Here is a 13,519-nt window from a genome sequence, read left to right on the forward strand (position 1 = left end):
CCTCCGGCGGCCACGTACGATGGCGGTATGTCCTTCCTCCGCCGCCGCAGCGCAGCCACGCCCGCCGGGCCTGACTTCGACGTCCTCGCCATGGACCCCGGGGACTGGCCCGGCAACCTCGGGGCCGGGCTGCTGCCCGCCCCCGACGGCAGCTGCCAGGGGGTCTTCCTGCGCTACGACCTGTTCGGCGGGCGCGGCCCCGCGATGATCATCGGCAACCTCCCGGAGGGCTCACCGGCCCGCGACCTCGCGGACGACCAGGTCCCCTTCGAGGTGGCCCAGCTGCTCGCCGCCCTCGGCAACGACGAGCCGGTCACCGTCGTCGAGACCGAGGACACCCCGGTCATGCACGACGACAACCTGCTGATCGTCAAGCGCATCAAGTGCTCCGAGGGCCGCATCTCCTGCGCCCAGTTCGACCGCAGCGACGGCGTCCTGGTCACCATCGCCAGCTGGGACCGCCCGATCACGGACGACCTCTACGCCCTGCTGAAGCCGCTGCCGGCGGAGATGTTCCAGCAGGGGTGAAGGGCCGGCGCGCATCGTGTTCCTCCACGGCGACAACGGCCTGACGCTGCCACGCGGGGCGACGGGCTTTTTCCGGCGCGAGGACGGACCGCTCCCGGAGACCGATCTCCGCGCGTTCCGTTCCGCTGTGCACACCGCCGCCCGCCTCGCCGGGGGCAGCGTGGACGAGGTCCGGGAACGGGCGTATCCGTCGACCTTCCACTCCGCGACGGTCACCGACCGCGCAGGTGAGCACGCCGTCCGGTGCCACGCCCACCACCCCTGGATCGCCTTCTCGCCGAAGCCCCGGCACGGGGACGGCGAGGAGTTCCACGCGCCACCGGCCTGGGCCCGCGCCTTCGCCGGCGCGGGCTTCGAGGTCCTGGGCATCGAGCAGCTTGCCACCCCGCTCTCCGGCCTGGACGCCTCGGTGCTCACCGAGGACGAATGGCGCGAGGCGCGCTACCACGGCGTCACCACGGTGGGCGAGGTCCTCTTCAACGCGTGGGACTGATGGGCAAGCGGCGCGCGGCGCCCGGCCGTACGCAGGGCGTCACCGCCCCCGCTACCCGTCCGAGGCCCGCATCTCCACATCCGCCGCCCGCACATACCCCACCCGGTGCCCCACCTGGATCTCGTAGTACACGTCCTTGCCGCGGACGACCGCGTGCTTGGACACGTCGTACGTCGGGGCGTAGAAGTACTCGCCGCGCACCCGGTTGCCGACCGCGTAGCGCTGGCCCGCCAGGAGTTTGTACGGGAGCGGGGTGACGGCCTGTACGGGGACGCCTGCCGGGTAGGCCGACTGCTCCGGGTAGGCGCGGCCGTAGACCGGGATGTCCGTCCGGCCCGCCTTCGGGGTGATCACCAAGCCCTTCGCGTCGACCGCGGTGGGCCGTTTCGCCGGGTTGTGGAACCACGCCTTCTGGCCGAGGTACCAGATGGCGGTCCACTCGCCGCGGCGCTCCGCGACCGCGTACCGCTGGCCGGTGGTGGCGCGGGCGCCGGTGTCGTTCACGCCGGTCGTCGAGGGGCTGCCGTCCGGCCGCAGGCCGATGTCCTGGACCAGCGGCGCGCTCCCGCTCGGCCCGGTGTGCAGGCGGACCGCCGTGGAGCCGTGCGGCGCGCACGGCCGGCCGGGCTTGACGCAGTCCGTGTAGACGGGCCGGTGGCGGTCGTAGTCGGGGCGGATGGTGACCAGCCCGCCCCGGGGGCCCGCCGTACGGACGAACGGGCTGCCCAGCAGCCGGAAGTAGTGCGCCCAGTCCCAGTACGGGCCGGGGTCGGTGTGCATGCCCTTGATGGTGGCCGGTGTCGTGCCGGGCACGTTGTCGTGGCCGATGATGTGCTGCCGGTCCAGCGGCAGGCCGTACTTGTGCGCCAGATAGCGCACCAGCCGCGCCGAGGCCCGGTACATCGCCTCGGTGTACCAGGCGTCCGGAGCCGCGAGGAAACCTTCGTGCTCGATCCCTACGGAGTGCGCGTTCACATACCAGTTCCCCGCATGCCAGGCGACGTCCTTCGTCGGCACGTGCTGGGCGATCAGCCCGTCCGCCGACCGGATCGTGTAGTGCCAGGACACATACGTCGGGTCCTTGATGAGCTTCAGCGTCGTCTCCCACGACCCCTCGGTGTCATGGATGACGATGGCGTCCACCCGCTGGTCCCGCGGACGGTCCGCCTTGTCGTGGTTGCCGTAGTCACCGTCGCCGAACTCCTCGTACGGCGCCGGTACGGACACGCAGGAGACCGTGTACGGGCATTCGAGCCGGGACCCGGCGGGCGCGGCGGCGGACCGCAGCCCCAGGCGGCCGAGCTGCGCCCGGTCGGCCGTCAGCCCGGGGGAGGCGGGCAGCGTCACCCGCTGGCCCGAGTCGGTCGTACGGGACTGGCCCTGCCGCAGGACGTCGTACACATCGTCGGCGAAGCCCGCCGCGGTACGGGCGTCGTCCGCGCCCGAATAGCGCGCCACGGAGCCGTACCACTGCGCCGGGTCGGCGGAGAGCGGGCCGAGGCGGCGCTGCTCCGCGGCCAGCAGCGCCGCACCGCCGCGGATGTTCGCCGCCGGATCGCGCCGCAGCCGCTCGGCGGGCAGTCCCGTCAGCCGCGCCGCCCGGTCCAGGGTCCGCAGCCGGGCCGGGAGCGCGGCGGGGGCGGGCGGCTGGGCGCGCACCCGCTTGCGGGCCCGGGAATCGTCGCCGCGCGGGTCCTCGTCGCCCTCGCCGTGGTGCGGCCGCTCGGCCAGCGCCGTACGGGCGTCGGTCAGGTGCATCGGGCCGTAGCCGCCGGAGACGCTGGGCGCGCCGCCGTGACCGTCCCAGCGCGACTCCAGGTAGGCGACGGCCAGCAGCACGTTCGGCGGCACGCCGTACTGTACGGCGGCGTCGGCGAAGGCCCGCTGGAGGGCGCCGGCGGCGGGCTGTGCCGCCGAGGCGCGCGGCTGCCCGGCCGTGCCGGACGGCGCGGCGGAGACCAGGGGCACCAGCAAGGCCGCCGCCGCGACGGCGGTGGCGGCCCTGCGCGCTCTGGAGCGGGGGAGTCTCTTCTCGTCGGATCCTCGCAATGCAGCCTCCTGGGGCCGACCGGGCGAGCCGGGGCGTCTGGCGGATGGTGTGCATACGGTGCGCGTACGGGCGTGCGCGGGAGGGGACCCGAATACAGCTATCGCCTGGCCGACGATCCGTCAATCACCGTGGACCCCACGGGTTTCGCATGTCAGCACGTGTGCCGCAACCCCGTACGAGCGGACGCGACGGAGCCCGCACACACGTGAGCGGCACGCCCGGTGCGGCGTGCCGCTCACATACCCCCCTTGACGGATCAGCGGGTGCCGACCGCCGCCCGCACCGCGCGCCGTGCCATCTGGCAGTCGTCGTGCAGCCGGCGCAGCAGCAGCCGCTGCTCCTCACCCGCCGCCAGCGCACCGGGGTGTCCCGGCCCCGGCGTGCCCGTCGGCGTGGGCTCGCGCATCGTGCGCTGCACGGCGGTCTCGTAACGCCGTATTTCGCGGGTGAGCACCAGCATCAGATTCACCAGGAAGGCGTCCCGCGCGGCCGGCCCGGCGGCCTGCGCGAGCTGGCTGATCTGGCGGCGCGCCACGGGGGCGTCACCGAGCACCGACCACAGGGTGGCGAGGTCGTAGCCCGGCAGGTACCAGCCGGCGTGGTCCCAGTCGAGCAGCACCGGCCCGGCGGGCGACAGCAGGACGTTGTTCAGCAGCGCGTCACCGTGGCAGAACTGGCCCTGGGTGTGGGACAGGCCGTGCAAGAGCTTTTGCAGGTCGCCCAGGTCCCGGTCGGTCAGCAGGCCGAGGCCGTGGAAGTGCGCGATACGCTTGCCGTACTCCAGCGGCATGTCGAACATCCCGGCCGGCGGCCGCCAGAGGTTGACCCGGCAGATCGCGCCGAGCGCGGCCCGGACGTCCGCACGGGGCGGTGCTTCGGTGGGATGCCGTTGGATGCAGGCGATCCGGCCGGGCATCCGCTCGACGACCAGAGTGCAGTTGTCCGGGTCCGCGGCGATGAGCCTCGGTACGCGTACCGGCGGGCGGTGGCGTACGAAGGCCCGGTAAGCAGCTATTTCGTGCCGGAACCGCTCGGCCCACGCGGGGGAGTGGTCCAGTAAACACTTGGCGACCGCGGTCGTGCGGCCAGTGGTGCCCACCAGCAGGACGGACTTGCCGCTGCGGCGGAGCACCTGGACCGGATGGAACTCGGGGCAGATGCGGTGCACGGAGGCGACCGCGGCGCGCAGCTGGGCGCCCTGGGGGCCGGACAAGTCGAGTCTCCCGCTGAGCGGTTGGGGGCCTCCCCCTTGCGTCCGCCGGTTTCTTCCGCCGGCCAGGCCGGACACCGCCCCCGGAGACTGGGAGGGGTCCAGATACGGCCCGCTTCCCGGAGGCTGCGGGCGGTACGGCCGGTTCGGGGCGCTCACGGCGGACGATGCTGCGTACATGGGTGAGGCTGATCCCTTCGTGCGCCGACGAGTTGCGGTGCGGCTCCCGGCCCGATGACCGGGCCCGAGGGCCCGGATCCGGTGTCCGCACCCTGGGGAATGCGGTACCGACACCGGGCCGGGGGCTGCACTCCTAACGGAACACGCGGGCGCGGGTGGCAGACCATCTGGCGCACCCTGGCGAACCCTGGCGAATGCTCGCGGGTGTCCCGGACGGGCCGTTACTGTCAAGCCAGTCGAGGAACCTGGGGGCTTGACGTGGACAGGGAGCCGAACACCCGTCTCGCGGACCTTTTCGGCCTGGCCGGCTGGTCCAAGGGCGAACTCGCGAGACTGGTCAACCGGCAGGCGGCCGCCATGGGGCATCCGCAGCTGGCGACCGACACCTCGCGGGTACGGCGCTGGATCGACACGGGGGAGACCCCGCGGGACCCGGTGCCCAAGGTGCTCGCCGCCCTGTTCACCGAGCGTCTCGGCCGTGTCGTAACCATCGAGGACCTAGGGTTCGATCGTTCCGGGCGCGCGGGGCGGAAACAGGCCACGGACGGCCTCCCGTGGCCGCCCGAGCGGACGGCGGCGGTCCTCACGGAATTCACGGGAATGGACCTCATGCTCAACCGACGCGGCTTGGTGGGCGCGGGCGCGGCGCTCGCCGCGGGCTCCGCACTCAGCAGCGCCATGCACGACTGGCTGCACACCGACCCGGCGCTGGCAGCCGACGCCCCCCGATTCGACGACCCCTTCGCCGACCACACCATCGACCAGATCGGCTTCGACCGCTACGAGGCGGCCCCTGTGGGGTCGCAGGAGATCGACGCGCTGGAGCGCTCGGTCGAGGTCTTCCGCGCCTGGGACGCGGCCCGCGGCGGCGGGCTCCAGCGCAAGGCCGTGGTGGGCCAGCTCAACGAGGTGGGCGGGATGCTCGCCTACCGCCACCCCGAGCATCTCCAGCGCAGGCTGTGGGGCGTGGCGGCGAACCTCGCCGTGCTGGCCGGCTGGATGTCCCACGACGTGGGCCTGGAGCCCACCGCCCAGAAGTACTTCGTGATCGCGGCCCACGCGGCACGAGAGGGCGGCGACCGGCCCCGCGCGGGCGAGGCGCTCTCCAGGGCGGCCCGCCAGATGGTGCACCTCGGGCGTCCGGACGACGCCCTGGACCTGATGAAGCTGGCCAAGTCCGGCTCCGGCGGCGAGACCCTGCCGCGCACCCGCGCCATGCTCTACACGATCGAGGCGTGGGCCCAGGCGGCCAAGGGCCAGGGCCAGGCCATGCGCCGCACGCTGGGCGAGGCGGAGGAACTGTTCGTCTCCGACCGGGGTGACGTTCCGCCGCCGAGCTGGATGCAGATGTTCGACGAGGCGGATCTGCACGGCATGCAGGCGCTGGCCTTCCGTACGCTCGCCGAGCACGACCCGAAGGCGGCGAAGATCGCGCAGGTGCACGCCAAGCAGGCGCTGCGGCTGCGGGACGCCGGCCGGCAGCGGTCGACGATCTTCGACTACCTCTCGATGGCCTCGGCCTGCTTTATCGGCAACGACCCCGAACAGGCCGACCGCTACGCCCGGCTGGCGCTGGTGTCCATCAAGGAGAACTCCTCCCACCGCACCTGGGACCGGCTGCGCGAGATGTACCGGCTCACCAACCAGTATTCCGACTACGCCAAGATCCAGGATCTGCGGGAGGAGATCCAGCGGGTGATGCCCAGGGCCAAGGGCCAGGGGCTGGGACCGGGGCTGGGCCCGGCGGGCAGGAGCCTGCGGATCTGATCCCGGTGTGACGTTCACGGGCCGCCCGGACCCCGCGGTGCCCGTGTAAGCGAACGGAACGCTCCTGAACCGTAACGCTCCTGAACCGTATTGCCCACGCCCAGGGGCCCTGGCGGGCGTCCGGTGCCCCGTGCTCCGTACGGTGCCGCCGCTCCGCTAGCCGCTCACCCTGGCGATCAGCACACACGCGTCGTCCTCGCGCTCGGCGCCGCCGAACTCCTCCGCGATGATGCGGACGCAGTCCTGCGCGTCACGGGCCGCGGCGAACCGTGGTGCCAGCGACAGGAGGCGCTCGGAGCCCTCGTGGGAGGCCAGCGGGCCGTGCGAGCGGCGCGGTACCAGTCCGTCGGTGTGCAGGACCAGCAGATCGCCGGGCGCCAGCTGTTCGCACCGCTGGGTGTAGTGGGCGCCCGTCGTGGCGCCGAGCAGCACGCCCTCCGGCGGGCTCAGCGGGCTGCCGGTGCCGTCGCGGAACAGCAGCGGCGCCGGATGCCCGGCCTGCGCCCAGACCAGTTGGCGGGTGGCCGGGTCGAAGCGGCAGCACACCGCGCTGCCCAGGGCGGGCTGTGCGGAGGTGTCCAGCAGCTGGTTCAGATAGCCCATCAGCGGGCCCGGCTCCTGACCGGACACCGCCATGCCGCGCAGCGCGCCGAGCACCATGGCCATGCCGGAGGTGGCGGTGGCGCCGTGGCCGGTGAGGTCGCCGACGCTCAACAGCGTCTTGCCGTCCGGGAGTTGCAGGGCGTCGTACCAGTCGCCGCCGATCAGGGCGCTGGTGCCGGAAGGGAGGTAGCGGGCGGCCAGGTCGAGGGCGACCGGCCCGCCCTGCGGGAACCGCAGGGAGCCGCGCCACGGCGGCAGCACGGCTTCCTGCAGTTCGACCGCAAGCCGGTGTTCGGTCTGCGCCCGGTGCCGTTGGCGCTGCAGCGAGTCACGGGTCTCGCGCACCGCACGCTGGCTCCGGCGCAGCTCGCTGACGTCCCGCAGCACGGCCCACATGCATGCGGTGCTTCCGTCCGCGTCGAGCACCGGCTCGCCCACCATGTGCACCGTACGCACGCACTGGTCGGCGCGTACGATGCGGAACTCGCCGTCGATCGGCCGGCCGTCCACCAGGCAGTCCGTGACCATCGTGGTCAGCAGCTGCTGGTCCTCGGCGAAGACCAGGGAGGGCAGCTCGTCCAGGGTCAGCGGTCCCTCGGCCGGGTCCCGGCCGAAGATCCCGAACAGCTCGTCCGACCAGCTCACCCCGTCGGTGAGCAGATTCCACTCGGCGCTGCCGACCCGGCTGAGCAGTGAGCCCGGGTGGTCCGCCGGCTCGGGCGGGGCCGCGGGCAGCGGCTCCTCGTCCGGCAGGACGTCGGGGTCGGCGGGCAGGCCCTCCCGGAGCTGGTCCAGGTGCCCGCCGAGGTCGTCGAGGTGGTGGACGGCCAGGTCGCACAGCGCCCGCTGCCAGCGCAGCCGCGGGTCCGGGTGCTCCTCGCCGTCCCCCGAGGTCTCCCGGCGTACGGCGTCCAGTCCGCCGCGCAGCCGGCGTGCTTGCGTGATCAGCGCTTCGACCACGTCGCGCTCGGGTGGCTGGGCGGCTGAACGGTCCGCGAAGAGGTGGGACGGCATACGTACTCCGATATCAGGCGGCGCCGGGGCCAGGTCTGACGGAAGGGCCGGTAACGACTGTTGCACAGGCAGCGACCGCCCGTAAGGGATTTGGCATTACCCGATACGGTGGTGCACTCGGCATATGCCCCCGGCCGCCCTGGAGCAACCCTCCGCCGAATCGGCGGAATGGAGCGTTCCAGGCTAGGCTTCCGCCGCCGTAGCGCGCTCGGGCTCCACCGATCCATGGTGGGAACGACGCATACGACCCGTGGTCACCGGCAAGAATGCCGGTCAGCGGAAATCCCGTTGCCAGCCTGTCCCCCGCACCGGATGCTGACCTCATGTTCGATCCAGACATAGCGCCCAGTGGCACCCTGCTCGGCCTCCTGCAGCGAGGCCGCGGCGACGGGACCCTGCATGCCCTCGCGGCGCCGCGGGCCGAGGCGCTCGCGGCACTGAACGACAGTGTGCTGCGCGACCCCCGCCGCGACTGGCAGGTCGAGAACCGCTCCCTGTACTACGCACGCCTGTACATGCAGCTCGACGGCGGCCTCGAAGAGATCGAACGGCATCTTTTCCACCCCGACGACCTCACCGACCCCGGCGAGGAGCGCACCGGGCTCGCCCTCGCCGTGCTCGGCCACCTCGCCGCGTACGGCCGGGGCGCCGCCCTCCTGCTGCTGCGCAGCTACGCCGCGGCCGGTACGAACTGGCGCTGGGCCCTGGACGAGCTGGCGCTGCGCGACGACGACGCGGGCCTGGCGACCCTCGCCCCCGCCGTCCTCGCCCGCTTCCCGCTGACCCCCGAGGGCGACGCCGAGCTGGCCGCCGCCGTCCGGGACGCCTTCGAGCCCCGCCCGTGGCGGCTGTGGGCCGACGACCCCCGCTACGGCGAGCGCATCCGCGCCGCCCAGGAGCAGGGCTGCTTCGACCGCTGGCAGCGCCAGCTGCGGCCCGGCGGACCGCGCCCCGGCTGGAGCGTCACCGAGATCCTGGACTGGGCCCAGCAGGGCCTGGAGCTGCACCCCGAGGAGTGGCGGCAGGTGCCGGCCGCGCGCTGCCTGGCGGCCGTCGCGGGCCCCGAGGATCGCCCCGAACTGCTGCGCGCCGCGCGTACGGGACCGGACGCCGCCCGCGCCGCCGCCCTGCGCCACCTCGCCGAACGCGGCGACCCCGAGGCCCTCGACCTCATCGAGGCCGCGGCCGCCGACCCCCTCTCCAGCAGGCCGCTCGCCGAGGCCGCGGTCGCCGCCTTCGAGCGGATGCGCGCCGTGGCCGCCATCGAGCGGGCCCGCCGGTGGGCCCCCCGCCCGGACCGCCTGGGCGCCGCCGGCGCCACGATGCTGGCCCGCCGCGGCGGGCGCGCCGACGCCGATCTGGTCCTGGCCGCGCTGCGCCGTACGGTCCGCATGGAGGGCCCGGACGCGGACGGGCTGTGGGAGCTGGTCGACGGGGCGGGCCGCCTGGGCGTGGTCTGCGCGGCGCCGGTATTGCGCCATATTTACCGCGAGACCTCCTCGTCCCACCTCAGGGGCCGCGCCGCTGCCGCGCTGGCCGTCACCGACCCCGGCTTCCCGGCGGGCTTCGCCGTCGAGTGCCTGTGGGACTGCGAGGAGACGACCAGAGAGCTGGCCGCCCGCCACGCGGCGACCGGTGACGACCGGGTCGTGGAGCAGCTGCGCCGGCTGGCCGCCGATCCGGCCGAGGAGGCCGAGGTGCAGACGGCGGTACGGGCCCGGTTCGGGCCGGACGCGCCGGCGGTCTGAGCGGGCGCCGCCCCGGCGCGCGCTCCAACGCTCATGGGACGTTCCCCGGCTGGACAGATCCACGTGGCCGGGGCCACGCCCGGCGGGCCGACAAAAGGTCCATGCGTGTTGTCATCGTCACCGAGTCCTTCCCGCCCGACGTCAACGGCGTCGCGCACTGCGCCCTGGAAACCACCCGGTATCTGGTGCGGCGCGGCCACGATCTGCTCGTCGTGGCCCCGCTCGGGGCCGACGGGGCGCCGGACGGCGGGCGGGGCGGCCCCTGCCCGGTGGTGCGCGTGCCCTCGGTGCCGCTGCCCGGCTATCCGCAGGTCCGGGTGGCGCTGCCCGGCCGCCGGCTGGCCGCCGCGCTGGACGGGCACGGCCCGGATGTCGTGCACCTGGCGAGCCCCTTCATCCTCGGCGCGCGCGGCATGACGGCCGCCGCCCGGCGCGGCGTGCCCGTCGTCGCCGTCTATCAGACCGATCTCGCCCGCTTCGCCCGCGCCTACCTGGGCACCGGCAGCGGCGCGGCCTGGCGGCGCCTGCGGGCCGTGCACGCCGCCGCCGACCGCACCCTGGCACCGTCCAGCTCAGCCCTGCGCGACCTCGCCGCGCACGGCGTACCCCGGCTGCGGCTGTGGCCGCGCGGGGTGGACTCCGCGCGGTTCCACCCCGCCCGGCGCGACGAGGTGCTGCGCAGTTCGCTCGCCGCCGGCCGGGAGCTGCTGGTCGGGTACGTCGGGCGGCTCGCGCCGGAGAAGGAGGTGCGCCTGCTGGCCCCGGTCTCGCGGCTGCCCGGCGTACGGACCGTGGTGATCGGGGACGGGCCCAGCGGCCCCGGCCTGCGCACCGCGCTGCCCGGGGTGCGCTTCCTCGGGCGCCGTACGGGTGACGAGCTGGCCCGCCTGATGGCCTCGCTGGACGTCTTCGTGCACACGGGCCGCCACGACACGTTCTGCCAGACCGTCCAGGAGGCGATGGCGGCCGGGGTGCCCGTCGTGGCCCCGGCCGCGGGCGGCCCGCTGGACCTCGTCGAGCACGGCCGTACGGGCCTGCTGGTGCCGCCGGGCGACGGCGAGGCGGTGCGCGACGCCGTCGGGCGGCTGGCCGGGAACCCGGCGGCACGGGCACGGCTGGGCGCCGCGGGCCGTGCGGCGGTCGAGCACCGCACGTGGGAAGCGGTCGGCGACGAGCTGCTGGGCCACTACGAAGACGTGCTCGCGCGCCGGACGGCGGTGGCCGTATGACGGCGCGACCGGGCACGTCCGCGGTGTACGTCCCCGACCAGGCCCGCTACACGGGCGCCGGGCTGCGCATCGTACGGCTCGCGAACTTCGTGACCCCGGAGTCGGGCGGGCTGCGCACCGCTCTGCGCGCCCTGGGGGCCGGGTACCGCGCCGCGGGCCACGAACCGGTCCTGGTCGTCCCGGGCCCCGCCGTACGCGACGAGACCACCGACCAGGGGCGCGTGATCACCCTGCCCGGCCCGGTGCTGCCCGGGACGGGCGGCTACCGCGTACTGGCCGACCGGCGCCGCGTCCAGCGAGTCCTGGAGGCGCTGGCCCCCGACCGCCTGGAGGTCTCGGACCGTACGACGCTGCGCTGGACCGGCGAGTGGGCGCGGCGGGCCCGGGTCCCGGCAGTGATGGTGTCCCACGAAAGTGTGGACGGCGTGCTGCGGGCCTGGGGCGTCCCGAGCGGACCGGCGCGCGCCGCCGCGGACCGGGTCAACCTCCGGACCGCGCACGCCTACAGCCGGGTGGTGTGCACGACGGAGTGGGCGGCGGCCGAGTTCACCCGGCTCGGTGCGCGCAATGTCGTACGTGCCCCGCTCGGTGTCGACCTGACGGCACGTCACCCCGGCCTGCGCAGCCCGCAGTTGCGGCATAGGTGCGCGGGCGGGGCCGATGTGCTCCTGCTGCTGTGCTCGCGGCTGTCACCGGAGAAGCGGCCGGGACGCGCGCTGGACGCCCTGGCGGAGCTGCGGTGGCGGGGTGTGGACGCGGCGCTGGTGGTGGCGGGGGACGGGCCGCTGCGGCCCCGTCTGGCGGCCCGCGCGCGGGCCGAGCGGCTGCCCGTGGTGTTCCTGGGGCACCTCGCCGATCCGGCCGAACTCGCCGCCCTCCAGGCCGCCGCGGATGTGGCGCTGGCGCCCGGACCGGCGGAAACGTTCGGTCTGGCGGCCTTGGAGGCCCTGGCCTGCGGCACTCCGGTCGTCGCCGGTGCCGCTTCGGCCCTCGCCGGCCTGGTCGGCCGCGGCGGCGACACCGCCCTCGACGACGGCGCCTCGTACGCCGACGCGGTGCTGCGCGTCCTCGCCCGCCCCGAGGCGCACCGCCGGGCGGCGGCCCGGCAGCGCGCGGAAGGGTACGGATGGCAGCCCGCGGTCGCGGCCTTCCTCGCGGCGCACGACGCGGCCGCGGAGCCCGTACAGCCCCTCGTCAGCCCAGCGACTCCTCCGGGCCGAACGGACGGGCCGGAAGCCGCGGGGACGGTTCCGGTACGGCCGGTGCCTCCGGCCGTCGGGCCCAGCGGGCGGCGATGACCGCGCAGACCATCAGCTGGAGCTGGTGGTAGAGCATCAGCGGCAGGATCACCGGGCCCGCCGCGCCGCCGAACAGCACCGCCGCCATGGGCAGCCCGGTGGCCAGGCTCTTGTTCGAGCCGCAGAAGACGATGGTGATCCGGTCCTCCCGGCAGAACCCCAGCCGGCGCGCGGCGTACGAGGTCGTGACGAGCGCCGTGCCCAGCAGGCCCGCCGCCAGGAGCAGCAGGGCCAGCAGCCGGACGGGGGTGACCTGGTGCCAGATGCCCTGGGTCATGCCCTTGCTGAACGCGGTGTAGACGACGAGCAGGATCGAGGCGCGGTCCAGAAGACCGAGCGGTTTGCGGTGCCGGGCGAGGAAGCCGCCGACCCAGCGGCGCAGCACCTGGCCGGCGGCGAACGGCAGCAGGAGCTGGGTGGCGATGGCCGCCAGCCCGGCCGCCGAGAAGCTGAGCGCCGAGCCGATCAGCCAGGCCGCGAGCAGCGGGGTGGCGGCCATGCCGGCCAGGCTGGAGTACGTGCCGGCGCAGATGGCGGCCGGGACGTTGCCCCGGGCCGTGGAGGTCAGCGCGATCGAGGACTGGACGGTGGAGGGGACGACGCACAGGAAGAGCAGTCCCACGTACAGCCGGTCGGTGAGGAGGAACGGGACGAGGCCGTGGGCGGCCAGACCGAGCAGCGGGAACAGGACGAAGGTGCTCGCCCCGGTCAGCAGGTGCAGCCGCCACTGCCGAAGCCCGCGCACCGCCTCCCGGGTGGACAGCCGTGCTCCGTAGAGGAAGAACAGCAGCCCGATGGCGAGGTCGGCGGCGCTGCCGGCGGCCTCGGCGCCGCGTCCGGTCGCGGGCAGCACGGTGGCGAGCAGGACCGTGCCGAGGAGGGCGGCGACATACGGGTCGACCGCCCGCCGCAGCCGGTCCGCCCGCCCCGGACGGGCTCGCGCCCCCTTACTCATCGTCACCGGTCTGCCAGGGCGGGTGCCCGACACGAGCGGGGTCGGCGCCGGGGCCGGTCGCGTCCCGGGTCCGTACGTCGATGGCGCCGCCGCCACCGTCGTGGTCGCTGCCCGCCGTGCCCTTGCCGGCGAGCAGGGTGTTGAGGGTCCGGTCGACCTCCAGCCAGGAGTCCGCCGAGGAGTTGTCGACCACCAGCAGGCCGACGGACGTGCCGCCGCGGGGCTGCGGAGGCGGCTCGTCCTCGTCATCGTCGGGGGAGGCGCACGGCTGCTCGGGCGGGGGCTGCGGGGCGGCCTGGGCGGCGGCGCCGCCCCACAGCACGCCCGTGACCACCGCGACGGCGAGGGCCAGTGTGGACGGGCGCACGGCCCGGGACCGCTGGGCACGGTCCCGGAGCCGTCCGGCGCCGCCCCGGATGGGGTTCGGTGCCATTCGGGAACCTC

11 protein-coding genes are annotated in these 13,519 nt (G+C 74.6%); 6 read left to right on the forward strand and 5 right to left on the reverse strand.

Going from position 1 to position 13,519, the window contains the following annotated elements; translation table 11 throughout:
* The first annotated feature begins 27 nt into the window (after window positions 1-27).
* Entirely contained in the window at window positions 28-528 is a 501-nt protein-coding gene (locus tag ADK86_RS18025; protein WP_003982045.1) for a hypothetical protein, read from the forward strand.
* A gap of 16 nt (window positions 529-544) precedes the next feature.
* Complete coding sequence (locus ADK86_RS18030) at window positions 545-1,021, forward strand: hypothetical protein (protein WP_053697499.1); 477 nt, start codon at window positions 545-547, stop codon at window positions 1,019-1,021.
* A gap of 51 nt (window positions 1,022-1,072) precedes the next feature.
* On the opposite strand, the gene ADK86_RS18035 is transcribed toward ADK86_RS18030, so the two are convergent.
* Together ADK86_RS18035 and ADK86_RS18040 are read right to left on the reverse strand one after the other, a co-directional pair.
* Window positions 1,073-3,070, reverse strand: coding sequence for an N-acetylmuramoyl-L-alanine amidase (locus tag ADK86_RS18035; RefSeq protein WP_053697500.1), 1,998 nt, complete (start codon window positions 3,068-3,070; stop codon window positions 1,073-1,075).
* 257 nt (window positions 3,071-3,327) lie between these two features.
* Complete coding sequence (locus ADK86_RS18040; RefSeq protein WP_030373569.1) at window positions 3,328-4,461, reverse strand: aminoglycoside phosphotransferase family protein; 1,134 nt, start codon at window positions 4,459-4,461, stop codon at window positions 3,328-3,330.
* A 258-nt stretch (window positions 4,462-4,719) separates the two neighbouring features.
* On the opposite strand from ADK86_RS18040, the gene ADK86_RS18045 reads away from it, so the two are divergent.
* Window positions 4,720-6,228 carry a hypothetical protein gene (locus tag ADK86_RS18045; protein ID WP_053697501.1) on the forward strand — a complete coding sequence of 503 codons (1,509 nt, stop codon included), beginning with the start codon at window positions 4,720-4,722 and terminating at the stop codon, window positions 6,226-6,228.
* Between the two features lie 156 nt (window positions 6,229-6,384).
* Here the strand turns inward: ADK86_RS18045 and ADK86_RS18050 are convergent, their stop codons facing one another.
* A complete protein-coding gene (locus tag ADK86_RS18050; protein WP_053697502.1) occupies window positions 6,385-7,845 on the reverse strand; it encodes a PP2C family protein-serine/threonine phosphatase in 1,461 nt (486 codons plus the stop codon).
* 323 nt (window positions 7,846-8,168) lie between these two features.
* Between ADK86_RS18050 and ADK86_RS18055 the strand changes: the two genes are divergently transcribed.
* From ADK86_RS18055 to ADK86_RS42355, 3 genes are all read left to right on the forward strand, one after another.
* Window positions 8,169-9,593 (forward strand): hypothetical protein, encoded by a 1,425-nt coding sequence (locus ADK86_RS18055; protein WP_053697503.1) that lies wholly within the window; start codon window positions 8,169-8,171, stop codon window positions 9,591-9,593.
* Between the two features lie 101 nt (window positions 9,594-9,694).
* Entirely contained in the window at window positions 9,695-10,822 is a 1,128-nt protein-coding gene (locus tag ADK86_RS18060; protein WP_053697504.1) for a glycosyltransferase family 4 protein, read from the forward strand.
* The gene (locus ADK86_RS42355; RefSeq protein ID WP_053697505.1) at window positions 10,819-12,120 is read left to right on the forward strand and encodes a glycosyltransferase; all 1,302 of its coding nucleotides are present in this window, start codon (window positions 10,819-10,821) and stop codon (window positions 12,118-12,120) included. Before ADK86_RS18060 ends, ADK86_RS42355 begins: the two co-directional genes overlap by 4 nt.
* On the opposite strand, the gene ADK86_RS42360 is transcribed toward ADK86_RS42355, so the two are convergent.
* Together ADK86_RS42360 and ADK86_RS18075 are read right to left on the reverse strand one after the other, a co-directional pair.
* Entirely contained in the window at window positions 12,017-13,075 is a 1,059-nt protein-coding gene (locus ADK86_RS42360) for a bile acid:sodium symporter family protein (RefSeq protein WP_053697506.1), read from the reverse strand. The two genes, ADK86_RS42355 and ADK86_RS42360, sit on opposite strands and share 104 nt — an antisense overlap.
* Window positions 13,068-13,508, reverse strand: a complete 441-nt coding sequence (locus tag ADK86_RS18075) for a hypothetical protein (protein ID WP_053697507.1) — start codon at window positions 13,506-13,508, stop codon at window positions 13,068-13,070. The genes ADK86_RS42360 and ADK86_RS18075 overlap by 8 nt, the downstream gene beginning before the upstream one ends.
* Between the last annotated feature and the right edge of the window lie 11 nt (window positions 13,509-13,519).

Source organism: Streptomyces sp. NRRL F-5755 (genome assembly GCF_001279365.1).
Taxonomy (GTDB): domain Bacteria; phylum Actinomycetota; class Actinomycetes; order Streptomycetales; family Streptomycetaceae; genus Streptomyces; species Streptomyces rimosus.

What these genes read in the sequence shown, in the direction of transcription:
- ADK86_RS18025 (WP_003982045.1), top strand. Translation starts at nt 28, where the DNA reads ATGTCCTTCCTCCGCCGCCGCAGCGCAGCCACGCCCGCCGGGCCTGAC.
- ADK86_RS18040 (WP_030373569.1), bottom strand. Translation starts at nt 4,461, where the DNA reads ATGTACGCAGCATCGTCCGCCGTGAGCGCCCCGAACCGGCCGTACCGC.
- ADK86_RS18050 (WP_053697502.1), bottom strand. Translation starts at nt 7,845, where the DNA reads ATGCCGTCCCACCTCTTCGCGGACCGTTCAGCCGCCCAGCCACCCGAG.
- ADK86_RS18055 (WP_053697503.1), top strand. Translation starts at nt 8,169, where the DNA reads ATGTTCGATCCAGACATAGCGCCCAGTGGCACCCTGCTCGGCCTCCTG.
- ADK86_RS18060 (WP_053697504.1), top strand. Translation starts at nt 9,695, where the DNA reads ATGCGTGTTGTCATCGTCACCGAGTCCTTCCCGCCCGACGTCAACGGC.
- ADK86_RS42355 (WP_053697505.1), top strand. Translation starts at nt 10,819, where the DNA reads ATGACGGCGCGACCGGGCACGTCCGCGGTGTACGTCCCCGACCAGGCC.
- ADK86_RS42360 (WP_053697506.1), bottom strand. Translation starts at nt 13,075, where the DNA reads ATGAGTAAGGGGGCGCGAGCCCGTCCGGGGCGGGCGGACCGGCTGCGG.
- ADK86_RS18075 (WP_053697507.1), bottom strand. Translation starts at nt 13,508, where the DNA reads ATGGCACCGAACCCCATCCGGGGCGGCGCCGGACGGCTCCGGGACCGT.